Origin of the sequence: Pseudoalteromonas gelatinilytica (assembly GCF_001641615.1) — a bacterium.
Taxonomy (GTDB): Bacteria; Pseudomonadota; Gammaproteobacteria; order Enterobacterales; family Alteromonadaceae; genus Pseudoalteromonas; species Pseudoalteromonas gelatinilytica.
Genome location: NZ_LRRU01000020.1, coordinates 593,731 through 615,843, shown reverse-complemented (window position 1 = coordinate 615,843; position 22,113 = coordinate 593,731). Strand labels below are relative to the sequence as shown.

The following is a 22,113-nucleotide window of genomic DNA, read 5'->3' as shown; positions in this document are numbered from 1 at the left end:
ATGAATAAGCAAAGGGTTATCGATTTTTGGTTTAATGAATTAGGCCCAGAAGCTTGGTATCAACAATCTAATGACATTGATGCATTAATTACACGTGAGTTTTCAGAGTGTCTTTTGCAGGTTATCGCTGGCGAGCATGCTGACTGGCGACTTGATGCCCAAGGCTCTTTAGCTGAAATTATAGTGTTAGATCAATTCTCACGGAATATTTATCGAAACACTGCACAGGCTTTTAGCCAAGATCCACAAGCCCTAAGCTTAGCGCAAAGAGCAATTGAACTTGGCTTTGATAAAAAATTACCTAGCTCTCAAGCGGCGTTTATTTATATGCCGTTTATGCACAGTGAATCGAAAGTCATTCATCAACATGCTGAACAATTGTTTAAAGGCATGAGTAATTATGAATTCGAACTAAAGCATAAAGTGATTATTGATAGGTTTGGTCGTTACCCACACCGAAACGCGATTTTAGGCCGTGAATCAACCCCCGAAGAGCTACAATTTTTAACTGAGCCTAACTCTTCTTTCTGATTTGATTGAATAGTAGGCAAGTAATTTAAAATGCTCTTTGATAGCCCGTAAACACTTGCACGGCGCCATTTTAAACCTTAAAGTGTCATAAATGTTGTAAAAGAGTAACCACCATGGAACAAAAACAAGCAAGACCATTAACACCAGAAGAACAAGCCGAAGCGCAAAAACAAAGTGTTATTTGGCAAAGAGAATGTTTCCAAAATGCACAAAAGCATTTAGCAGAAAAAGGCGTTATTCCGCAAACTGTTGTAGAAAAAGAAAGCCGTTTTATTGCGCCTTTAGTAGCTATTTGGAAGTTTAGAGCACAAAACGGTAAAAGCTATTGGGTGATCACCGGTCGTTTACCAACCGATCATGCTGAAGCTGGTGCAGCTAGCAACGCGCGTGAAGTATTACGTTATTTCTCGATGCAATGGCAATTGAAAGCTGATCAGCTGATGCAGTCAGGTGCGGTAGATAAAACCAAAGTTGATTTCGCAAATCTACTCATCAATCGTGCTCATGGCTTATATGAACTTTTTGAAAAAGACGAAATGTGGCAAAACGAGCCAGCATAACTCAATTTGCGTAATTTCTATTAAAAAAGCTGAATAATGTTATTCAGCTTTTTTATTGATGCCAATTCGCTTAATGCACTAAAGTGAACGGCCTTGTATCAAATTGCTTGATAGGGCACAGCATTCGTTGTCTTGGAATACCGGCTTCCATAAATACTAAGCCATCTGCTGAAAAGCCATTACGTTTAAATCGATCAACTTCATTCAAAATACAATTAATACTGACACAGTCGCAGCCTTGTTTTTCTGCCATATTGACTAAGTATGTCAGTAATGATTTGTAAACTGAGCGATTGCGATGCTCAGGTAAAACGGCAATACGGCCAATGAGGCCATCACTACATAAACGCCCGGTTGCAACCGGGCATTTACACTCATCTGTAACGAGTACGTGGTGTGCTGTTTTATCTAGGTGATCAAACTCTATGTGTTTAGGGATATGTAATTCGCATACAAATACCCGTTCTCGGATTTGCTGTAAGAGTTCCTTGTCGATACTCCATTCAACTTCATCTATATGATAGCCCATAAACACACGCTCCTAACAAAACCAAATACCCTCATTTAAAAGTGTAGTAAAGGTTTTCAAGAAAATGTGATTATTTTTTGAACTATTTATGTCAGCTGCGGTCAGCCAAGTTTGATCAGTGAGCTTGGTTATCAATTCAAGCTCATCTAAATCATGCATGTAGTTAACGCCATTAATACTTAAAAGTATCTTATCGTCAATAACTTGGTAGATAGCTCGGGTACCACCTAAACGCTCAAAAACAACCTCGTCATCATTGATTAACTCGATGACATCATCTAATGAATATGGGTCTTCTAGCGGGGCTAAATCCATCTCATGCTTTGGCTGGCTCATACTGTTACCAAGCCAAGTCTTGAATACTTCGTCATCATTAATCGCAGCAATCATAAGCTGCTTTACTTTTTCAGCTTCAGCTTGGCTAAGTTCACCTTTTGAAGTACGCAATTTAAGCTCTGCATCACCATATCGTTGATTGCCAAGCTCAGTATCAATGAGGTGATCGGCAAATTGAGAGAGTAAATCGCGTTGATTTGGCGCTCTAAAACCCACAGAGTAATTAAGCGCGTTTTCAACGGCATAGCCTTCATGCGGACAACCAGGTGGGATATACAAAATATCACCCGGCTCTAACACACAATCGATCACGGCAGGAAATTGCTCAACTTGTAATAGGCTTTTATTTTGTGCGAATTGTTTTAAGTTCGCATCAGGTAAACCAACGCGCCAATGGCGTTTACCTTCACCTTGAATAATAAATACATCGTATTGATCTAAATGCGGTCCCACGCCACCACCCGGCGTAGAATAGCTGATCATCAAGTCATCGATACGCCAGTTTGGAATAAAACGAAATGGCTCCAGTAATTGCGCAGCATCGTTATGCCAATGGTCAACCGCTTGCACGAGCAGTGTTGCGTGCTTTTCAGTTAGCAAACTAAAGTCTTCAAATGGGCCATGGTATGCTTGCCAATCATCTGAGTGATTGGTGACAATGCGTGATTCAATACTTTCTTCCATGGCAAGGCCGGCAAGTTCTTCAGGCTCAATAGGATCAGAAAAATCCTTAAAGCCTTGCTTAATAAGTAATGGTTTCTTTTGCCAGTACTCGGCTAAAAACTGCTCTTGGGTTAATGAGTTTATAGTTAATTGATACATAACATGACCTAAACGAAGTGGTATAAAAAAAGCGAAAGGAAGGCCTTTCGCTTTTTAAAATCTTAGTTTGAATTTAAGCTAAGTTGTCGATGAACTCAACAGCACGACCGATGTAATTAGCCGGTGTTAATTTTTTCATTTCTACTTTTGCTTCTTCAGGTAACTCAAGACCATCGATGAAATCAGCCATGATTTCTTGGTTTACACGTTTACCACGCGTAAGGTCTTTAAGTTTTTCATATGGCTTTTCGATACCATATTTACGCATTACCGTTTGGATAGGCTCTGCTAATAATTCCCAGTTTTGATCTAGTTCTTCGAGTAAACGCGCTTCATTTACTTCAAGCTTGCTAACACCTTTTAATGTCGCTTGGTAAGCGATAAGTGTGTAGCCCATACCAACACCCAGGTTACGTAACACTGTTGAATCAGTTAAGTCACGTTGCCAGCGAGATACAGGTAGCTTTTGCGCAAGGTGTGCAAAAATTGCGTTCGCAATACCTAAGTTACCTTCAGAGTTTTCAAAATCAATCGGGTTTACTTTGTGAGGCATGGTTGAAGAACCAATTTCACCTGCAATTGTTTTTTGCTTGAAGTGGTTAAGCGCAATGTAGCCCCAAACGTCACGGTCAAAATCAAGCAATACAGTGTTGAAACGTGCAATCGCATCGAATAACTCAGCAATGTAATCGTGTGGCTCGATTTGTGTTGTGAACGGGTTAAATGTTAAACCAAGGCTTGTTACGAATTGTTCAGCGTGGCTGTGCCAATCGTAATCAGGGTATGCACTTAGGTGAGCATTGTAGTTACCTACAGCACCGTTGATTTTACCTAACATTTCTACGTTAGCAATTTGGTCACGTTGACGCTTTAAGCGCATGTATACGTTAGCAAATTCTTTACCCATTGTAGAAGGAGTAGCAGGTTGACCGTGGGTACGTGTCATCATCGCAACTGACTTGTACTCAACCGCTTTTTCTTTTAATGCATTTAGAAGTTGGTCACAGTATGGAAGTAATACTTTGTCACGCGCTTCTGTTAGCATTAAACCGTGAGATAGGTTATTAATGTCTTCTGAAGTACATGCAAAGTGAATAAATTCGTTTACTGCGTTAAGCTCTGCGTTGTCTGCTACTTTTTCTTTAAGTAGGTATTCAACGGCTTTTACGTCATGGTTAGTTGTGCGCTCGATTTCTTTAACGCGTGCTGCATCCGCTTCGCTAAAGTTATCAACAATGGCATTAAGTAAAGCATTAGCCTCGTCGCTAAATGCCGGTACTTCTGCGATTGCGCTTGCTGCAGACAAAGCTTGTAACCAACGAACTTCAACAGTTACACGGTATTTGATTAAACCAAATTCGCTGAAAATGCTGCGTAGTTCCGTGGTCTTGCTGCCATAGCGACCATCTACCGGAGAGATAGCGGTTAACGCTGAAAGCTCCATAATGACTCCTAAATTGTCTAGTTTGAACGATAATTAAATTGATTGTTTAGCAATGGCGAGGATTTTTCTTTTTGCAAAGAAAAAGTGACGGCGTTTACCGCCCATTTGTCGCCATAACACGGCACTACGAATTCCGGCCAATAATAGGGCGCGGATTTTGTTTTGCGTGAGCTGCTGTTTTAATAACTCTGGCTTGCCGTACACTTGAATACGATGCCCAAGGGGGCTTAGCACCGATGAGTAAATATCAGCAAGCGCTGCTACAACAGTATCATCTGTTATAGCAAAATGGTCGAGGCGACGTTTAACATCATCAATGCGACGACCTAATTCATTTAAACTGTTTTGTTTTGAGCTTAATGCGCGTTCTAATTGCATTAAACCACCTACATACTTCACGATTTCGACGTCTTTGTCTGCGCCGGCTGAAAGCTGTGCAATCAAAATGCGATAGCCTTCTCGTAAATTATGCTTACCTTGATACACTTCCTCAGGGCTATTTGGTGATGTTTCGACAATACAGTTTAGTAATTTCTCTAATTCGTGATCACTGCCTTGGCCATATTGCGCAACTTTTTGTACTTGTTTAGCAACTTGACACATGGCAGCTAAAGCCATGACTTGGTGCTCTGTCATTACTTGATCACCGAATCAATAATACCGCCACCTAAACAGACTTCGTCAGCGTAAAATACGGCTGATTGGCCCGGTGTAACCGCTTTTTGTGGCTCATCAAATAGTACGCGTGCCATACCATCTTCACCAACGAGTAAAGTACAGCTGATATCTTCTTGGCGATAACGAGTTTTAACAGTACAGCGTGTGGTCCCCTTAGGGCCTTCACGGTCAACCCAGTGAAGCTGGTTTGCATTTAAGCCATTACTGTATAGGCGAGGGTGGTCTTTACCTTGACCAACGACTAACACGTTACGTTCAACGTCTTTATCTACAACGTACCAAGGTTCACCTGAGCCTTCTTTCATGCCGCCAATTAACAGGCCTTTACGTTGACCAAGCGTGTGGTACATCAAGCCTTCGTGCTCGCCCACTTCATTGCCATCGGTATCTTCAATTTTACCTGGCTGTGCTGGTAAGAATTTTTGTAAGAAATCTTTAAATTTACGCTCACCGATAAAACAAATACCGGTACTGTCTTTCTTATCATGCGTAATTAAGTCTTGCTCTTCAGCGATGCGGCGAACTTCAGGTTTAGCAATATCACCAACAGGGAAAAGTGTTTGCGCAATATGCTCATGGCTTAGCGTGTATAAGAAATAGCTTTGATCTTTGTTGTCATCAAGGCCACGACACATTACAAATTTATCACCGCGTTGTTCGCGGCGTACATAGTGACCTGTAGCAATATAATCAGCACCCAGTGCCTGTGCTGCAAACTCTAAGAATGCTTTGAATTTGATTTCTTTATTACACATGATGTCTGGGTTTGGTGTGCGGCCTGCTTTGTACTCTGCTAAAAAGTACTCAAACACGTTGTCCCAGTATTCGGCTGCAAAATTTACAGTGTGAAGCTCAATACCTAGCTTGTCGCACACTGCTTGTGCATCTTGTAGGTCTTCAGCTGCAGCGCAATATTCATCATTATCATCTTCTTCCCAGTTTTTCATGAACAGGCCTTCAACTTGATAGCCTTGCTGCTTTAATAAATACGCTGATACTGAAGAATCAACACCGCCGGACATGCCCACGATGACTTTAATGTGACTATTTTCGCTCATAATATTCGCTGTCATTTTTTAACTGCTATGGAAAGGCCGATATTATAGCATGCTTTTAGACGCCCAAACCAGCCAAAATCACAGGGGTTATTGGTAAATCAAACTAAGTGGGTAGGCTTTACCAGCTAAATGATCTTCAATGCATTTTAAAACCAAAGGGCTTCTCAATGGCATGCTTTTAATTTGTTCAAGACTAAACCAATCTGCACTTAAAATGTCATTATCTTGGGGTGATGTTTCAACGGGCTCAGGGCAATTAAAAGCAAAGCTAAAACGCATATAGTGGACACCATTCGCGGCATGCAAATTATAAATGCCTACAAGGTGACTGGCATGAAGGCTAATACCCGTTTCTTCAATAAGTTCGCGATGAGCTGCTTCAGCTAAGGTTTCATTGGCTTCCAAATGGCCGGCAGGCTGGTTATAGCAAATCTCACCTGTGTGTTTATCGCGCTCTTTAACAAGTAAAAATTTGTCTTGGCTCGTGACAATAGCAGCCACTGTGACATTGGGTTTATGCATCAGGGTTGTTCACTACTTTAAATTGACCATTCTCTAAGCCATCAAGGGTATAGTTACCAATACTGTAACGAATCAATCGTAAAGTAGGGAAGCCAACATGTGCTGTCATGCGGCGAACTTGGCGATTACGCCCTTCGGTGATAGAGATTTCTAACCAGCTAGTTGGAATGTTTTTACGCTCGCGAACGGGTGGGGTACGAGGCCAAACGGATGGTTCGTCAATACGTTTAACCTTGGCAGGCTTGGTCATGCCATCTTTCAGCGCTACGCCTTTGTTAAGCGAAAAGATAGCCTCATCACTGACATTACCTTCTACTTGCACCCAATAAGTTTTAGCTGTTTTCTTATTGGGCTCAGTAAGGGTGTGTTGCAACTTTCCACAGTTAGTAAGTAACAAAAGCCCTTCGCTGTCTCTGTCTAGGCGTCCTGCTGCATACACGTCTTTAATAGTGATATAGTCTGCTAACGTCTTGCGGTTTTGATCATCAGTGAATTGGCAAAGCACATCAAATGGTTTGTTAAATAGCACCACTTTGCGCTGCTCAGGGCTAATTGCTTTTTTAACTTCACGTTTTTGTGTTGGTCTTGAATAAGTGCGACCGCTACTGCGACGTGGTTTGCTATTGGTTTTATTAACCATTAAATGCACCTAGCAGGTTTAGGTAAACCAGCAATTTTAGTCGCTTGCTTAGCGGGGCCTTTAGGAAACAGTTTGTATAAATACATACTATTACCTTTTTCTTCACCTAGCTTTTGGGCCATGGCTTTGACCAGCATGCGAATAGCAGGGCTGGTGTTGTACTCTACGTAAAAATCACGCACGAAATGGACAACTTCCCAGTGCTGTTCACTTAAGGTAATGTTCTCTTGTTCAGCAATAATAGGTGCGAGCTCTTCACTCCAATCATTTGAATCAAGTAAATAGCCTTGTTTATCTGTTTCAATCTGTTTGTTATTAAATTCAAGCATGGTTTACCAAGTAATCGTGTTCTTTGCGTTTATAGTCAATTCTACAAATTGCCTGTAGTCTAAGGCTGATTCATTATGACTAAGTGAAATATCGCGCGCTTCTGCATCTTCTTTCAGTAAAAAAAGTGCAGAAGAAAACTGTTTAAATTGCCTGCTGTTATAACATGCGTCACTGACAAGTAGCACAGAATCTTGTGCAGTAATCAAATTAGCGAGCATATTGTTGCAGTAATGCGATAAGGGTTTTGAAAAAATATGCAAGGTACTCAAAGTGTAACCACCTGATGTTGCTGTGCAATCAACGCTCGCTGTTGTTCAAAGTTAGCTACTTTGACATCAATCATTAACGCGTCTTTTGTTAAGTTAAAATCCATTAACGACTTTTCACATACATAAATGTTTTCAACATCGTATAACTCAAGGGTTTTAATGGTTTTAAAATAGTTTTTAATACCAAGTAATTCTGGTTGTTGATTTTTTTTCAAAGCCAAAACAGCTTCACCACTCAGAAGCCAGCTAATGTTCTGTTCGATAGCGGCAAAAATCAGTGTGGTATCGAGTGATTCACGAATATGCTGATCATCAAATGGGCCATGTTGACTTATTACTAAAATGTTTTTCATTTAAATTGCACCCATTTATCTGCTTCACTGACAAGCATCGCAAATTCAGCGAGTCCAGCGACGGTAAACACACCTGTATTAGCGGTATCTAAGCCACGCTTTTCAGCGGCCGTTACACATAGCAGTAGGGGAATGTTTTGCTCACTTAACGACTGCCACAAGCGATTAATTGGTAGCTCGTCACTGGCAAGTTCTAAATGGTTACTTGCGTGGTAAACACCTGCTTGATAAAGAAAAATAGCTGCAATCGAGTGACCAGAATCAAGACAAGCCTGTGCAAATTTAATCAGCCGTTGAGTAGTGTCGTGATCGGTCGGTGCGGTATGAAGAGAAAGTACAAATTGTGCCAAAACGCATCCAATAAAAAAGCCCCTAGAAAGGGGCTATTTTAGCAGAACTATTTAATTAGTCATCACTTGCACCAAGTAGGTGTAGAAGTGAAGTGAATAAGTTATAAATGTTCAGGTATAAAGCAACCGTTGCACGGATGTAATTGGTTTCGCCGCCGTTAATAATACGGCTTGTGTCGAATAAGATGAAACCAGACATAATTAGTACAACAGCGGCGTTGATAACCATAAAGGTAACTGAGCTGCCGATAAATAAGTTAACTAGGCTTGCAATAATAACCACGATTAAACCAACAGTTAAAAAGCCGCCCATAAATGAGAAGTCTTTTTTAGTGGTAAGCGCATAAGCCGACAAACCAAAGAAAATTAACGCGGTAGAACCTAACGCTTGCATAATAAGGAATGGGCCATTTGGCATTGCTGCGTAGTAGTTAAGCATTGGACCAAGCCCTGCGCCCATCAAACCTGTGAAAACAAATACCCAAGCAACACCTGACGCACTGTCGGCCTTTTTATTAACAACAAAAAGTACGCCGAATGCAATCAAGCTGAATACTAACCCCATAAAATAAGGTAGATTCATTACCATAGAGATACCGGCAGTGACTGCACTAAAAGCAAGTGTCATTGCGAGTAAAAAATAGGTGTTTTTTAAAACTTTATTGGTTTCAATAGTCGACATTACTGGTCTAGCAGTATTGTACGATTGATTAAACGCCATTGTTAGAGCTCCTTTAAATGAACTTATACGTTCGTTAGTTCCAATTGTTAAACTGAACTAAGCCTATCAAGAGTTATATATTTGGGCAAACTATTGTGGATCAATAGACAGGATAAATAATTGAAAAGTTCAAATCGATTATATTTTGACTTTAATTGTGTTAATGCTGAACGATTTAGTTGTTTTTTAATCACTTAAACAGTTTTTTGAAAAAAAAGCTTCACAAGCACGGCCGCTTTATCTATTATGCACGCCGTCGGAGAGATGGCAGAGTGGTCGAATGCACCGGTCTTGAAAACCGGCAGGGGTTTGTAGCCCCTCTAGGGTTCAAATCCCTATCTCTCCACCATTATTTTTACTACTGGCGTAAGCGAGTAGGTTTTCGCATTCGGAGAGATGGCAGAGTGGTCGAATGCACCGGTCTTGAAAACCGGCAGGGGTTTGTAGCCCCTCTAGGGTTCAAATCCCTATCTCTCCACCATCATTGAAGCCGCTGAATTTATTCAGCGGCTTTTTTGTTTCTAGCGCTTTTTCTTCAGCCTGCAAATTACGACTATTGTCGATATTTCGCATTTCAACTAGTTAGTCCATGCTTATTACTTCTCGTATTATCTTTGTGAAATTAGGGAATTTATGAAACATCGTTTAGCAAAGAGTGTAGGACTTTCTTTATTATCGCCTGTGATCATCGGTTGTATCTTAGGCCTTTATTATGCGTTTACACTTGAGGGAAATGGCTTAAGCATTTTCTTTAAGCTTCTTGTTAGCGCAATAGCCAATGCACATATCGTTGGGTTAACTATGGCAGCCTTTGTCGTACCGGGATATTTGCTTATGTATAAGTATGCAAAGGTAAATTATTCAGGTGTATTAACGCTAGGTCTATTAGGTGGTGCCATCTTTAGTTACCTATTAAGTCCGACAACAGGCATGGAATTTATTGTTAATGCATTGATGTCTGCACTTGCAGCGGGTCTGTTTTTATTTGGTTTAAGACAGGGTCTTACAACACAATCTTCTCATCAATAGCAGAATATTTAATCAAGCTGACTGAAATTGAGGGCAAAATGTTTTTTTTTGCCCTTAAAAGGTTTCATTTGTCGTCTACAAAGAGTACCTTTAGCTACTGTATGTTTAATAAGAAGTAGTTTGGTATGCAAAAGCAAGATTTTTACCAGTCATTAGTTAAACAAACTGAGTCGCTAATCACTGGTGAATCAAATGTTATTGCCAACATGGCAAATATTAGTGCGCTGTTATTTACCTCTTTAGAGGATATAAACTGGGCGGGCTTTTATTTAATGGATTCACCTGAAGAATTAGTGCTAGGGCCGTTTCAAGGTAATCCTGCATGTATCCGTATTCCAGTAGGTAAAGGGGTATGTGGAACTGCCGCGCAAACACAACAAACACAACTCGTTGAAGACGTTCATGCATTTGCTGGGCACATTGCCTGTGATGCTGCATCGAATTCTGAAGTCGTTGTGCCGATTTTCAAAGACGGTAAAGTATTTGCTGTACTTGATATCGACAGCCCAAGCATTGCGCGATTCGACGCTGATGATCAAGCTGGTTTAGAAGCATTGGTAAAATGCTTTGAGGCAAATCTAAAATGAAAGATCTGCTAAATGTGCAAGATTACCTCTTTGCAATTGCTGATGTTGGTGATTGGGAAGGGGAAGAAGAAGTTGTTGCCGAAAGGCTCAACGACTTGATTCACATGGCTTGGGATCGTCTACCGGATGACCTTGACTGTGAATCAATTGATGAAATTATAAATGGTATTTGGGAACACCTTCGTGGTGATTTAGCGCTTATTGAAGCGGACTTCGAAGAGTTGACCGACTGGGTAACACACTATGTCGATTCATCATTAGATGAAAAGATGTAATAAAAGGTTCTAACATGGAAACCACAAACAAGCTAAAAGATATTAATGAAGTATTGGATTTCTTATACCAAGAATTTCCACAATGTTTTAAACAAAAAGACGGCATTCAACCGCTTAAAGTCGGTATCTTTAAAGATATTGCTGAGCGCATTGAAGGTTCTGAGAAAGTAAGTAAGACTCAGGTACGTCAAGCACTAAGAAAATACACCTCAAACTGGCGCTATTTAGAAGCCGTGACTAAGTCTGAGTTCCGTATCGACCTTGATGGTAATCAAGACGAAAAAGTGGAACAAGAGCACATTGAACACGCGCAAAAAGCGTTAGAAGAAAGCCGCGCTAAAATGGCGAAGCGTAAAAAGCCACAACGTCCACGCAAAGACGGTGACACAAAATCTTACAAAAAGAATACAGGTCATCACGCTAAATCTGGCGAAAAAGGCGCTAAAGTAAGTAATAAGCCTGCTAAAGCTGCTCCTGTAAAACGTTCAGGAAAAGTTGAACCTTTACCTGCCTCTGAGGTCAAGGTAAATAGCAAAGTTAAAGTTAAACTTGGCCAAGCACTTGTAAACGCAGTTATTACTGAAGTGAATAAAGATGAAGTTCACGTTGAGTTAGTAACAGGGATGCAAGTTAAAACCAAAGCAGACAGCCTGTATATCATTTAATAGCTGTAAAAAATAAAGGAGTTGTGTATGAGTAAAAAGTTTACGCTCATTCCGTTAGTCGCTGCCCTGTTTTCAGGTTCATTATTGGCATCGTCAGATAATCTGACAGAAAAAGATTTGCCAGTACTCAAGCAAGAAAGCCAACATAGTACAGCAAGCAAACGGGTGACAAACTTATTTACTCGTGCACACTACAAACCAATTAAATTTAACGATGAATTATCTGAACAGATTTTTGATCGCTACATTGAATCTCTCGACTACAACAAAAGTGTATTTTTAGCGTCTGACATTGCCTCGTTTGAGCAATATAAAGACCAGTTTGATAATGCATTGTCGACAGGTAAATTGGGTTTTGCCTTTGATATTTTTAACTTAAGCTTAAAACGTCGTTTTGAACGTTACGATTATTCTTTATCGCTACTTGAAAATGAAATGAAGTTCGATAATGAAGATGAGTACGTATTTGACCGTGAAGACGCTGATTGGGCAACAAGCCAAGCTGAGCTTGATGAACTTTGGCGTCAACGCGTTAAATATGATGCGTTACGTTTAAAAATGACCGGTAAAGATTGGCAGGGCATCAAAGAAGTTCTGACCAAACGCTACCACAATGCGCAAAAACGTTTAGTTCAGACAAACAGTGAAGATGCGTTTCAAATCGTGATGAATTCATTTGCACGAAGCATCGAAGCACATACCTCTTATTTATCACCACGACGCGCTGAACAGTTCAAGATGGATATGGATCTTGAGTTAGAAGGTATTGGTGCGGTGCTTAGCTATGATGAAGACTACACAGTTATCCGTAGTTTAGTGCCTGGTGGCCCAGCTGATAAATCAGAACAAATTAAAGCAGACGATCGTATTATTGGTGTTGCTCAAGAAGGCGAAGACTTTGTTGACGTAATTGGCTGGCGTTTAGATGACGTCGTTGATTTGATCAAGGGCCCTAAAGGCACAAAAGTTCGTCTGCAATATCTTAAAGGGGCAGATGCTCACGGCACACCGAAAGTGGTTGAAATTACGCGTGATAAAATTCGCTTAGAAGATCGCGCTGCAAAATCTGAAGTATTTGAAGCAAAATATTCAGACTTAACCAGCAAAATTGGTGTGATTGAAATCCCTGGTTTCTATAACAATTTATCGCAAGACGTTAAAGTTGAAATTGCGAAATTAAAAGAAGCTAAAGTCGACGGCATCATCATCGATTTACGTCAAAACGGGGGCGGTTCACTTTACGAAGCGACTCAGTTATCTGGCTTGTTCATCGACCAAGGCCCTGTTGTACAAATTCATACCCTGAATAATCGTATTGAAGAGCAAAAAGATCGTGACGGTGTCACTTTTTATGATGGCCCGCTAACTGTGTTAGTTGATCGCTACAGTGCGTCTGCATCAGAGATTTTTGCAGCTGCAATGCAAGACTATGGCCGCGCAATTGTGATTGGTGAACAAACCTTTGGTAAGGGTACCGTTCAACAGCACAAACCACTTGGCCGTGCTTATGACTTATACGATCACCCATTAGGTAGCGTGCAATATACCATTGCAAAATTCTACCGGATTAACGGCGGCAGCACACAACACAAAGGCGTGATCCCAGATGTATCGTTCCCATCGGCAATTGACCCATCAGAGTGGGGCGAGAGCCAGCAAGATAACGCATTACCTTGGGATAGCATCATCCGTGCTAAGTACAATTCGGTTGATAACCTAAAACCAGCGATTGCTTACGTTAATAAGCTTCATGATACGCGTATTGCCGGTGAGCCTGAGTTTGGCTATGTGTTTGATGACATTAAGCGCTACCAAGAAGAGAAAGACCGTAAAACTATCTCATTGGTTGAAGCGACCCGTCTAAAAGAGAAAGATGAAGGTGAAGAGCGTGCCTTAGAGCGTGCTAATGAACGACTTGTTCGCTTAGGTGAAAAGCCAGTTGAAAACCTTGATGATTTACCAGATAGCCTTGATGAACTAGACCCTTTCTTAGAAGAAGCGGCATTAATCACCCAAGATTATATAAAATATGGTCGTATCGCTAAGAAATAATTAGCAATTAATTAGCAATATAGATTAATAAAAAGGCGCATAAGCGCCTTTTTTGCTACCTAAAACAGGTCATATTGGTATAATCACAATACTTGGCTGCATAAGGCCACTGAAGTTTGCGTCAAAGCTTACAATAATAATTAAACACGCCACATAAGACGTGTAGGAGACTATCTTTTGAATTCAATTGAAGAGAAGCCAATTAAACAGGCCAGTTTTTTAGATGCCTTAATCCCAATTACTGTGCTCGTGTGCCTATTAGGCGCTGCTGTTTATTTATTCGGTGATAATTCATCATCAGGTCCTAACCAAATCGCATTATTATTCGCTACATTTACCGCGGCATTAATAGGCTTAAAAAATGGTTACACCTGGAAGAAACTAGAACAAGCTATGATTGAGGGGATCACCTTATCCCTGGGAGCAATCATTATTCTATTAATGGTGGGTGCCTTAATTGGTACTTGGTTGTTATCAGGCACCGTACCTACTTTAATTTATTATGGTCTACAGATTATCAACCCTAGCTGGTTCTATGCCGCTAGCTGCTTGATTTGTGGCATTGTCGCTATGAGTATCGGTAGCTCTTGGACAACGGCTGCGACCATTGGTGTAGCGTTATTAGGTGTTGCAACTGGTCTTGGTCTTGAACAAGTTGTCACTGCGGGTGCGGTTATCTCAGGTGCCTACTTTGGTGATAAATTAAGCCCGCTTTCTGAAACAACGAATTTAGCGCCGGCAGTGGCAGGGGCTGATTTATTTGACCATATTCATCACATGCTTTGGACAACGGTACCAAGCTTTATTATCGCATTAATCATTTTCATATTTATGGGCTTTAATGCTGGCGGTTCAGCAGAAGCAGGTCGTATTGACGAAATCGTAAATTTACTAGAACAAAATTTTAATATTGGTTTTGAAATGCTAGTGCCACTGGTGGTGCTGTTATTTTTAGCAATTCGTAAGATGCCAGCTTTCCCTGCTATTTCAATTGGTGCAGTGCTAGGTGCAATTTGGGCTATGTTATTTCAATCAGATTTAATCAATAGCCAAATTGATGCATCACAAGGTCATGCTATTGGCTACTTTAAACTAGTTTGGACAACGTTCTTCGATGGTTTTAGCATTGATACTGGCGATGAAAAAATGGACTCACTATTAAGCGGTGGTGGTATGGCTGGCATGCTAACAACAACGTGGCTGATCATGACGGCCTTGATGTTTGGCGCTATCATGGAAAAAACCGGCTTACTTGATATGTTCGTTAAGAGCATCTTAAAAATTGCTAAAAGCACCGGCTCGCTTATCACTGCAACGATTGCAACATGTATTGGTACGAATGCAGTTGCAGCGGATCAATATATCGCGATTGTTGTTCCTGGTCGTATGTTTAAAGATGAATACGAAAAACGCGGTTTAAAGCCGGTTAACTTATCTCGCACATTAGAAGATGGCGGCACAATTACCAGCCCACTTATCCCATGGAACACCTGTGGTGCCTACATGCAAAGTGTTTTATTAATCAATCCATTTGATTATGCCATGTATGCATTCTTTAATTTAATTAATCCACTTTTAGCGATTGTTTACGCTTATTTAGGTATTAAAATTTTACGTATTACCCCAAAGCACCTTAAACAAGAAGCTAACGCTGAATAAACTATATAGGCCCTGCAGTGCAGGGCCATTTGGAGTCAGTTATGTCTACTACGACTAAACCTCAAGCTCAATATTTAAAAGATTACCAAGCCCCACAATTTTCAATCCAGCACATCAATTTACGCTTCGAATTAGCCCCTTTAAAAACATCAGTACAGTCAACAATGACAATCAACCGTACTGATGAGAGCAATGCAGATCTTGCGCTTGATGGTGTTGATTTAACACTTATCTCAGTAAAGGTTGATGATCAAGCGTATGATGATTACACGCTTGAAGATGAAAAGCTGATTATTCATAATCTGCCTGCAAGCTTTATTCTTAAAATTGAAAACCATATTGATCCACAAACGAATACTTCGTTAGAAGGTTTGTACTTGTCGGGTGGAGCTTACTGTACGCAATGTGAAGCTGAAGGGTTTAGAAAGATTACCTATTACCTTGACCGCCCAGACGTACTTGCCAGCTTTGATGTAACCATTATTGCCGACAAAAAGTACACTCATTTACTGTCTAATGGTAACCAAATTGAATCAGGTAACTTAGATGACGGTCGTCATTTTGTAAAATGGCAAGACCCATTTAAAAAGCCTAGCTACTTATTTGCATTAGTCGCCGGTGACTTTGACGTATTACGTGACCATTACACGACGCAGTCTGGTCGAAAAGTAGAATTAGCTTTGTTTGTTGATAAAGGTAATTTATCTAAGACGCCTCATGCTATGACGTCTTTAAAGAAATCAATGCAATGGGATGAAGAGCGCTTTAACCTTGAATACGATTTAGATATCTACATGATTGTTGCCGTTGATTTCTTCAACATGGGCGCAATGGAAAATAAAGGTTTGAATATCTTTAACTCTAAATGTGTTCTGGCGAATCAAGAAACAGCCACTGACAAAGATTATCATACGATTGAATCAATTGTAGGGCACGAGTATTTCCATAACTGGACCGGCAACCGTGTTACTTGCCGTGACTGGTTCCAGCTGTCGTTAAAAGAGGGCTTAACGGTTTTCCGCGACCAAGAGTTTAGTAGCGATTTAGGTTCTCGTGCGCTTAACCGTATCGATGCAGTTAAAGTCATGCGTACTCACCAATTTAGTGAAGATGCAGGGCCGATGGCACACCCAATTCGCCCTGAAAAAGTCATTGAAATGAATAACTTTTATACAGTGACTGTGTATGACAAAGGGGCTGAAGTTATTCGCATGATGCACACCTTACTTGGAGAAGAAAAGTTCCAGCAAGGTATGGCATTGTATTTCGAACGTCATGACGGACAAGCTGTTACCTGTGACGATTTTGTAGCTGCAATGAGTGATGCCTCAGGCATTGATTTAACGCAATTTAAGCGCTGGTATAGCCAAGCGGGAACGCCTAAACTCAGTGTAGAACAAGAGTTTGATGAAAAGAATCAGACCTTTACATTAAGTATTGAGCAGTTTGCACCTGATAATCAGCCTAACAATGCCTTATTACATATTCCATTTGCTATTGAGCTATTAGATAGTGAAGGGCAGTCGCTACCTCTTATAATTGATAATCAGCTCCAAGATTCGGTATTAAATGTCACTGAAAAAACGCAGCAGTTTGTTTTCGAGGGCATTAAACAGCGCCCTGTAGCAGTGCTACTCGAAGATTTCTCTGCGCCGTGTATTGTTAATCAAGATACCTCTGCTGCTGATCTATTACATATCATGCGTTTTGCTCGCAGTGATTTTTCACGTTGGGATGCGCAGCAGCGTTTATTTACCAATGAAATGAAAGCGGCGATTGCCAGTGGTGAAGCCTGTTTATCGGATGACATTTTATTCGCATTAAAAGCATTAATTGATCAGCGAGAAGGTGATCTTGCTCTAATTGCTGAGCTTTTAAAACTGCCTAGCTACGATACCCTCGCAGCAGAATATGCAGTTATCCCTGTTGATGACATTATTGCTGTACAAAATGCATTTGAATCACAAATAGCAACTCACCTAACAGAATCATTGGTAAATTGTTATAACGCGCTAGAAGATGATGGTTCAACATCTGCGACATCTGTTGCCGTACGTGCTCTTAAGCAACTTTGTTTACATTATTTAGCGAAAACGAATCATAGCGACGTTAATAGCCTCATCATAGAATCTGCACACAGTATTAATATGACCAATGCCCTTGCCGCATTGAGTGCGGTGGTAAAAGCAAACCATTCACTATGTGATACGCTGCTAACAGAGTTTGATGCAAAGTGGCGCCATGATGTGCTCGTTATGGATAAATGGTTTGCGTTGCAAGCAATGAAAGATTCTGCAACGAGTATCAACGATATTAAAGCGCTCTATGAACACCCAAGTTTTGACTTTGGTAACCCTAACCGCGTGCGTGCTTTAGTTGGCAGCTTTAGTCACTTTAATATCACTCAGTTCCATCGTGCAGATGGTAAAGGATACCAGCTGTTGGGTGACTTATTAGTGAAGCTTAATGATATTAATCCACAAAATGCATCACGTATGCTGACGCCATTTATGTCATGGAAACGCTATGATGAAAATCGTTCTGCGGCAATGAAAGCACAACTACAACGTTTAGCTGATTTAGATGGACTCAGTGATGATCTGTTTGAAAAAGTAGAGAAAGCACTCGAAAGTTAATGACAGAATATTATTTTGCATTGTATCTGAGTTACTCAGAATGTCTTGATTACTACCACGGTAAATATAAATCGGTGCAAGTCACAGAAGATGGTGGTAAGACAGTTCGATTTGCTGCCGGTCATTTACGTCCTTTTATTTCATCGTTAGGAATAAGAGGGCGTTTTAGATTAACGTTAACCGCAGATAATCAATTCTTAAAACTCGAAAAAATCAGTTAATAAAGCAGCTTCGGCTGCTTTTTTGTCACCTAAAAAGCTAATTTTTACTGTCCCCAATTCGCTAAATTTATTATATTTTTGTTAATTCGATTTGTTCTATTGTTAATTTACGTGTATAAAATATCTGGTATGACGTCTTACCAATACGTAAACGTCACATTTTTAAATAAATATTAACCGATTGAACGCGTTCCGTATTGTAATTTTTGCGTTTCGCTTCTATCGTTAGAAAGATACTAAAAACAACAATTTGATCACAAAACAACCCGTTACAGGGGGATGAACACAATGATAAAACGATCGCTTTTTGTTAAAAACAAAATAGCTTTGGGACTCGCTGCAGCTACACTCGGACTCTCAAGCACATCTTTGCATGCGGCAAATTTTGAGTTAGGTGGTTTCGACGTTCGATTTGACTCTAACTTTTCTTATGGTCAAAGCATACGAATTGAAGACCGTGATTTCCAACATATTGGTAAAAGTAATAATCCTTCATTTGATTGGACGGGTTATCACTCTGCGCTAAATCCAATTTATTCTTCTGCTGATGTATGGAACCAACCGGGTGCTTACTCAAATAATGGTGATGCAGGTAACCTTAATTTTGATAGTGGTGATTCATTTTCAAAATTATTAAAAGGTAACCATGAGCTATCAATCAGCAAAGATAACTTTGGTTTATTTACTCGTTTCATGTATTTCTACGACTTCGCCCTAATGGATGGTGATTTTGCGTATAGCAACCCAACATCAGGTAAAAAAGTAGACCCATGTGATGATGACGACACCAAAGAACAAGTGTGTGCTGATCTGCGTTTATTAGATGCTTATGTATGGGCAAACTTTGATTTAAATGAAGGTCGTAACCCGCTGTCTATTCGTTTAGGCCAACAAGTTGTTAACTGGGGGGAGAGTACTTTAATTTCTCATGGTATTAACGTAAACCCTGTTGATATCGATCGTTTAAAAGCCCCTGGTGCTGAATTAAAAGAAGCCTTTATTCCAGTTGGTATGCTTTGGGCGTCTTTAGGTATTACTGATAATGTAACCCTTGAAGGCTTTTACCAATATCAATGGCATGAAACGCGCCTTCCAGCGGCTGGTACGTACTTCTCGACCAACGATTTCGCATCTGAAAATGGTTATCAACAAAATATCCAATTAGGCTTCACGTCTAACCCAGATATCGACTTAGCATTCTTAACTGAAAGCTTAAATAATTTAGATGACATTGTTCGCTCGCAAGGTGTTGATCCTACATCAGTACAAGGCCGAGCAATGATGGCACAAATGTACCTAGCTTACCCAACTAAAGTGGCGTTAAAAGGCAAGGGTGGTGCTGGTAAAAACGAACCTGATGACGGTGGCCAATACGGTTTACGTTTAGGTATGTTCTTACCTGATTTGAATGATACTGAGTTAGCGCTATATCACATTAACTATCATAGCCGTCGCCCGGTAATCTCTGGTCAGGTTTCAAACTTTACCAGTGAAGCAATTGCTGCCGATATCGGTATGCTTTTAACAACAGATATCACTGAAGATAACGTAACAAACCTACAAGCATTCACTAAAGGCCAGTTAGAATACCCTGAAGATATTAAACTTTACGGTATCAGCTTCAATACCTCGCTAGGTGAAACAGCATTTGCCGGTGAATTTGCCTTCCGTCAAGATGAGCCTCTACAAATTGATGACGTAGAGTTACTGTATGCGGGTATGCCTGAGCAACTAGCTGTTGCGGGTATTCGTCCTGACTTTGCTGGTATTTCGCAAATGAGTCTTGGCGATGCAACAAGTGTTGTAGGTCCGGGTGAAGTTGCACAAGGTTTCATCCTGCGTAATACAGCACAGTTACAATTTACAGCAACACATCTATTTGGCCCATCATTAGGTGCTGATAGCTGGGCAGTTGTTGGTGAAATTGGTGGTGTACGCATTAACGATATGCCTGACTACGACGAGCTTCGTTTAAACGTAGCGGGTACTGGTCGAAGCGGTATCATGCAAGGCCCGTTAAGTGATGATTACTCAACACTTCATCTAGGTCTGTCTAATGGTCCTGAGACGAACCCATTCCCAACAGCATCGGCTTGGGGTTATCGTCTTATTGCGAAAGGTGATTACTACAACATTTTTAATGGTGTTAACTTCTCGCCACGTTTTGTGTTCTCACATGACGTGAATGGTATTACACCAGATCCAATGTTCTTATTTGTTGAAGACCGTAAATCGCTCGGTGTTACTATGAACTTCAACTATCAAAATGCGTGGTCGTTCGACTTTAGCTACAACTCTTTCTGGGGTGGTGGCGCAACGAATACTTTCTCTGACCGCGATTATGTTTCTTTCAATATTAAATATTCAATCTAAGGGTAAATTATGATTATTAGAAAACCTACCCTCATTGCTGCAGCATTTTGTGGCATTTTCGCAAGCTCGAGTGTACTTGCAAAAATTACCGCTGATGAAGCGGCACGTTTAGGTAATGATTTAACGCCAATTGGCGCAGAAAAAGCAGCGAATAAAGACGGCTCAATTCCAGCTTGGACTGGCGGCATTACAACGCCACCGGCTAGTTATAAGCCAGGTATGCATCATCCTGATCCGTATGCAGATGATAAAATTTTATTCACGATTGATAAATCGAATGTTGCCGAGTACAAAGATTACTTGAGCCCAGGTCAAATTGAATTATTCAATACCTATCCTGACACATTCAAAATGAACATCTATCCAACCCGTCGTAGCGCGTCTTATCCGCAGTTTGTATATGATGCAACGAAAAAATATGCAACGACAGCGGAATTAGTGGAAGGTGGTAATGGTATTAAAAACACTGCTGTAGGTGTGCCGTTTCCAATTCCTAAAGATGGTTTAGAAGCTATTTGGAACCACTTATTACGTTTCCGTGGTTTATCAATCGAGCGCTCTGGTGGTCAAGCCGCACCAACAGCATCAGGTTCTTATAACTACGTTGGTTTTGAAGAGCAATTGTTAGTTGAGTATTCATCGCCTGAAGCGACACCTGAAAAACTACAAGAATCAAATATCTTGTTTAAGTTTAAGCAAAAAGTAACTGAGCCTGCGCGTCTTGCTGGTACTGCGTTATTAGTTCATGAAACCATGGACCAAATCTTAACGCCACGCCAAGCTTGGACATACAACTCAGGTCAACGCCGTGTTCGTCGCGCACCTAATGTTGCTTATGATGCACCAGGAACAGCGGCTGACAGCTTACGCACAACTGATGACTTTGATATGTTCAATGGTTCACCGAACCGTTACAACTGGACATTAAAAGGTAAGCAAGAGCTTTATATTCCTTATAACAGCTACAAGCTACACAGTGACAAACTGAGCTATGATGACATTTTACAAGCTGGTCATATCAACCCTGAGCATGTTCGTTATGAAAAACACCGTGTTTGGGTTGTAGAAGCAAATCTAAAAGAGGGCACGCGTCACATTTATAAGAAACGTGTTTTCTATATTGATGAAGATAGCTGGCAAGTACATGTAACGGATATCTACGATAACCGTGATCAAATGTATCGTGTAGCGATGGCACATGGTCTTAACTACTATGAAGTACCAACTCATTGGAGTACGTTAGAAGTTTACCATGATCTTAACTCACGTCGTTATTTAGCAATTGGTTTAGATAACCAAGAAAAAATGTATGATTTCTCTAAATCATTCAACGATAACGAGTTTACTTCAAGCGCATTACGTCGCGAAGGTCGTTAATCAAAATAAGGCACCTGCTAACAGGTGCCTTTTGCAATTCGCGTAAGTCATCAGGACACGCAATTGGTTTTCCCAGTGGCTTTTTTGACTTCTCTT

At 40.6% G+C, this 22,113-nt stretch carries 24 protein-coding genes and 2 tRNA genes; 14 read left to right on the top strand and 12 right to left on the bottom strand.

Annotated features, from left to right (window positions below):
* Positions 1–531: a DUF924 family protein gene (locus NH153_RS15830; protein ID WP_063705614.1), complete on the top strand. Its 531-nt coding sequence runs from the start codon at positions 1–3 to the stop codon at positions 529–531.
* Between the two features lie 113 nt (positions 532–644).
* On the top strand, positions 645–1,091 hold the full coding sequence (locus NH153_RS15825; RefSeq protein WP_063705612.1) for a DUF4826 family protein: 447 nt from the start codon (positions 645–647) through the stop codon (positions 1,089–1,091).
* Between the two features lie 70 nt (positions 1,092–1,161).
* Here the strand turns inward: NH153_RS15825 and NH153_RS15820 are convergent, their stop codons facing one another.
* The 12 genes from NH153_RS15820 to NH153_RS15765 form a co-directional block, all read right to left on the bottom strand.
* Entirely contained in the window at positions 1,162–1,620 is a 459-nt protein-coding gene (locus NH153_RS15820; RefSeq protein ID WP_063705610.1) for a GNAT family N-acetyltransferase, read from the bottom strand.
* A 12-nt stretch (positions 1,621–1,632) separates the two neighbouring features.
* Positions 1,633–2,778, bottom strand: a complete 1,146-nt coding sequence (locus tag NH153_RS15815; protein WP_063705607.1) for a cupin domain-containing protein — start codon at positions 2,776–2,778, stop codon at positions 1,633–1,635.
* 73 nt (positions 2,779–2,851) lie between these two features.
* Positions 2,852–4,222, bottom strand: coding sequence for an adenylosuccinate lyase (purB, locus tag NH153_RS15810; protein WP_063705605.1), 1,371 nt, complete (start codon positions 4,220–4,222; stop codon positions 2,852–2,854).
* A 33-nt stretch (positions 4,223–4,255) separates the two neighbouring features.
* Positions 4,256–4,858, bottom strand: coding sequence for a high frequency lysogenization protein HflD (gene hflD, locus NH153_RS15805; protein WP_063705602.1), 603 nt, complete (start codon positions 4,856–4,858; stop codon positions 4,256–4,258).
* Positions 4,858–5,958 (bottom strand): tRNA 2-thiouridine(34) synthase MnmA, encoded by a 1,101-nt coding sequence (gene mnmA, locus NH153_RS15800; RefSeq protein ID WP_063706178.1) that lies wholly within the window; start codon positions 5,956–5,958, stop codon positions 4,858–4,860. Before mnmA ends, hflD begins: the two co-directional genes overlap by 1 nt.
* Before the next feature lie 87 nt (positions 5,959–6,045).
* The gene (locus NH153_RS15795) at positions 6,046–6,480 is read right to left on the bottom strand and encodes an NUDIX hydrolase (protein WP_063705600.1); all 435 of its coding nucleotides are present in this window, start codon (positions 6,478–6,480) and stop codon (positions 6,046–6,048) included.
* Positions 6,473–7,120: an rRNA large subunit pseudouridine synthase E gene (locus NH153_RS15790; protein ID WP_063705597.1), complete on the bottom strand. Its 648-nt coding sequence runs from the start codon at positions 7,118–7,120 to the stop codon at positions 6,473–6,475. Before NH153_RS15790 ends, NH153_RS15795 begins: the two co-directional genes overlap by 8 nt.
* Positions 7,120–7,449, bottom strand: coding sequence for a sulfurtransferase TusE (gene tusE / locus NH153_RS15785; protein WP_063705594.1), 330 nt, complete (start codon positions 7,447–7,449; stop codon positions 7,120–7,122). Before tusE ends, NH153_RS15790 begins: the two co-directional genes overlap by 1 nt.
* 3 nt (positions 7,450–7,452) lie before the next feature.
* The gene (gene tusB / locus NH153_RS15780; RefSeq protein ID WP_276203799.1) at positions 7,453–7,710 is read right to left on the bottom strand and encodes a sulfurtransferase complex subunit TusB; all 258 of its coding nucleotides are present in this window, start codon (positions 7,708–7,710) and stop codon (positions 7,453–7,455) included.
* Between the two features lie 5 nt (positions 7,711–7,715).
* Positions 7,716–8,072, bottom strand: a complete 357-nt coding sequence (tusC, locus tag NH153_RS15775; protein WP_063705589.1) for a sulfurtransferase complex subunit TusC — start codon at positions 8,070–8,072, stop codon at positions 7,716–7,718.
* A complete protein-coding gene (gene tusD / locus NH153_RS15770) occupies positions 8,069–8,422 on the bottom strand; it encodes a sulfurtransferase complex subunit TusD (RefSeq protein WP_063705587.1) in 354 nt (117 codons plus the stop codon). Before tusD ends, tusC begins: the two co-directional genes overlap by 4 nt.
* Positions 8,423–8,477: 55 nt before the next feature.
* Positions 8,478–9,143: a Bax inhibitor-1/YccA family protein gene (locus tag NH153_RS15765; RefSeq protein WP_063705584.1), complete on the bottom strand. Its 666-nt coding sequence runs from the start codon at positions 9,141–9,143 to the stop codon at positions 8,478–8,480.
* Positions 9,144–9,401: 258 nt separating this feature from the next.
* On the opposite strand from NH153_RS15765, the gene NH153_RS15760 reads away from it, so the two are divergent.
* From NH153_RS15760 to NH153_RS15705, 12 genes are all read left to right on the top strand, one after another.
* Positions 9,402–9,492 (top strand) — tRNA-Ser (locus tag NH153_RS15760).
* A gap of 41 nt (positions 9,493–9,533) precedes the next feature.
* Positions 9,534–9,624 (top strand) — tRNA-Ser (locus NH153_RS15755).
* Positions 9,625–9,776: 152 nt separating this feature from the next.
* Positions 9,777–10,172 (top strand): hypothetical protein, encoded by a 396-nt coding sequence (locus NH153_RS15750; RefSeq protein ID WP_063705582.1) that lies wholly within the window; start codon positions 9,777–9,779, stop codon positions 10,170–10,172.
* A gap of 125 nt (positions 10,173–10,297) precedes the next feature.
* The gene (locus NH153_RS15745; RefSeq protein ID WP_063705580.1) at positions 10,298–10,759 is read left to right on the top strand and encodes a free L-methionine (R)-S-oxide reductase MsrC; all 462 of its coding nucleotides are present in this window, start codon (positions 10,298–10,300) and stop codon (positions 10,757–10,759) included.
* On the top strand, positions 10,756–11,034 hold the full coding sequence (locus NH153_RS15740; RefSeq protein ID WP_063705577.1) for a hypothetical protein: 279 nt from the start codon (positions 10,756–10,758) through the stop codon (positions 11,032–11,034). Before NH153_RS15745 ends, NH153_RS15740 begins: the two co-directional genes overlap by 4 nt.
* Positions 11,035–11,048: 14 nt before the next feature.
* Positions 11,049–11,699, top strand: coding sequence for an RNA chaperone ProQ (gene proQ / locus NH153_RS15735; RefSeq protein ID WP_063705575.1), 651 nt, complete (start codon positions 11,049–11,051; stop codon positions 11,697–11,699).
* 27 nt (positions 11,700–11,726) lie between these two features.
* Positions 11,727–13,751 carry a carboxy terminal-processing peptidase gene (gene prc, locus NH153_RS15730; RefSeq protein WP_063705572.1) on the top strand — a complete coding sequence of 675 codons (2,025 nt, stop codon included), beginning with the start codon at positions 11,727–11,729 and terminating at the stop codon, positions 13,749–13,751.
* A 177-nt stretch (positions 13,752–13,928) separates the two neighbouring features.
* Positions 13,929–15,410: a Na+/H+ antiporter NhaC gene (gene nhaC / locus NH153_RS15725; RefSeq protein ID WP_063705570.1), complete on the top strand. Its 1,482-nt coding sequence runs from the start codon at positions 13,929–13,931 to the stop codon at positions 15,408–15,410.
* 41 nt (positions 15,411–15,451) lie between these two features.
* Entirely contained in the window at positions 15,452–18,046 is a 2,595-nt protein-coding gene (gene pepN / locus NH153_RS15720) for an aminopeptidase N (protein WP_063705568.1), read from the top strand.
* Entirely contained in the window at positions 18,046–18,267 is a 222-nt protein-coding gene (locus tag NH153_RS15715) for a DUF2835 domain-containing protein (RefSeq protein ID WP_063705566.1), read from the top strand. Before pepN ends, NH153_RS15715 begins: the two co-directional genes overlap by 1 nt.
* A gap of 288 nt (positions 18,268–18,555) precedes the next feature.
* Complete coding sequence (locus NH153_RS15710) at positions 18,556–20,640, top strand: DUF1302 domain-containing protein (RefSeq protein ID WP_063705564.1); 2,085 nt, start codon at positions 18,556–18,558, stop codon at positions 20,638–20,640.
* A gap of 12 nt (positions 20,641–20,652) precedes the next feature.
* A complete protein-coding gene (locus NH153_RS15705; RefSeq protein WP_063706176.1) occupies positions 20,653–22,017 on the top strand; it encodes a DUF1329 domain-containing protein in 1,365 nt (454 codons plus the stop codon).
* Positions 22,018–22,113: the final 96 nt, after the last annotated feature.

What these genes read in the sequence shown, in the direction of transcription:
- NH153_RS15830 (WP_063705614.1), top strand. Translation starts at nt 1, where the DNA reads ATGAATAAGCAAAGGGTTATCGATTTTTGGTTTAATGAATTAGGCCCA.
- NH153_RS15825 (WP_063705612.1), top strand. Translation starts at nt 645, where the DNA reads ATGGAACAAAAACAAGCAAGACCATTAACACCAGAAGAACAAGCCGAA.
- NH153_RS15820 (WP_063705610.1), bottom strand. Translation starts at nt 1,620, where the DNA reads ATGGGCTATCATATAGATGAAGTTGAATGGAGTATCGACAAGGAACTC.
- NH153_RS15815 (WP_063705607.1), bottom strand. Translation starts at nt 2,778, where the DNA reads ATGTATCAATTAACTATAAACTCATTAACCCAAGAGCAGTTTTTAGCC.
- purB (WP_063705605.1), bottom strand. Translation starts at nt 4,222, where the DNA reads ATGGAGCTTTCAGCGTTAACCGCTATCTCTCCGGTAGATGGTCGCTAT.
- hflD (WP_063705602.1), bottom strand. Translation starts at nt 4,858, where the DNA reads ATGACAGAGCACCAAGTCATGGCTTTAGCTGCCATGTGTCAAGTTGCT.
- mnmA (WP_063706178.1), bottom strand. Translation starts at nt 5,958, where the DNA reads ATGAGCGAAAATAGTCACATTAAAGTCATCGTGGGCATGTCCGGCGGT.
- NH153_RS15795 (WP_063705600.1), bottom strand. Translation starts at nt 6,480, where the DNA reads ATGCATAAACCCAATGTCACAGTGGCTGCTATTGTCACGAGCCAAGAC.
- NH153_RS15790 (WP_063705597.1), bottom strand. Translation starts at nt 7,120, where the DNA reads ATGGTTAATAAAACCAATAGCAAACCACGTCGCAGTAGCGGTCGCACT.
- tusE (WP_063705594.1), bottom strand. Translation starts at nt 7,449, where the DNA reads ATGCTTGAATTTAATAACAAACAGATTGAAACAGATAAACAAGGCTAT.
- tusC (WP_063705589.1), bottom strand. Translation starts at nt 8,072, where the DNA reads ATGAAAAACATTTTAGTAATAAGTCAACATGGCCCATTTGATGATCAG.
- NH153_RS15765 (WP_063705584.1), bottom strand. Translation starts at nt 9,143, where the DNA reads ATGGCGTTTAATCAATCGTACAATACTGCTAGACCAGTAATGTCGACT.
- NH153_RS15750 (WP_063705582.1), top strand. Translation starts at nt 9,777, where the DNA reads ATGAAACATCGTTTAGCAAAGAGTGTAGGACTTTCTTTATTATCGCCT.
- NH153_RS15745 (WP_063705580.1), top strand. Translation starts at nt 10,298, where the DNA reads ATGCAAAAGCAAGATTTTTACCAGTCATTAGTTAAACAAACTGAGTCG.
- NH153_RS15740 (WP_063705577.1), top strand. Translation starts at nt 10,756, where the DNA reads ATGAAAGATCTGCTAAATGTGCAAGATTACCTCTTTGCAATTGCTGAT.
- proQ (WP_063705575.1), top strand. Translation starts at nt 11,049, where the DNA reads ATGGAAACCACAAACAAGCTAAAAGATATTAATGAAGTATTGGATTTC.
- prc (WP_063705572.1), top strand. Translation starts at nt 11,727, where the DNA reads ATGAGTAAAAAGTTTACGCTCATTCCGTTAGTCGCTGCCCTGTTTTCA.
- pepN (WP_063705568.1), top strand. Translation starts at nt 15,452, where the DNA reads ATGTCTACTACGACTAAACCTCAAGCTCAATATTTAAAAGATTACCAA.
- NH153_RS15715 (WP_063705566.1), top strand. Translation starts at nt 18,046, where the DNA reads ATGACAGAATATTATTTTGCATTGTATCTGAGTTACTCAGAATGTCTT.
- NH153_RS15710 (WP_063705564.1), top strand. Translation starts at nt 18,556, where the DNA reads ATGATAAAACGATCGCTTTTTGTTAAAAACAAAATAGCTTTGGGACTC.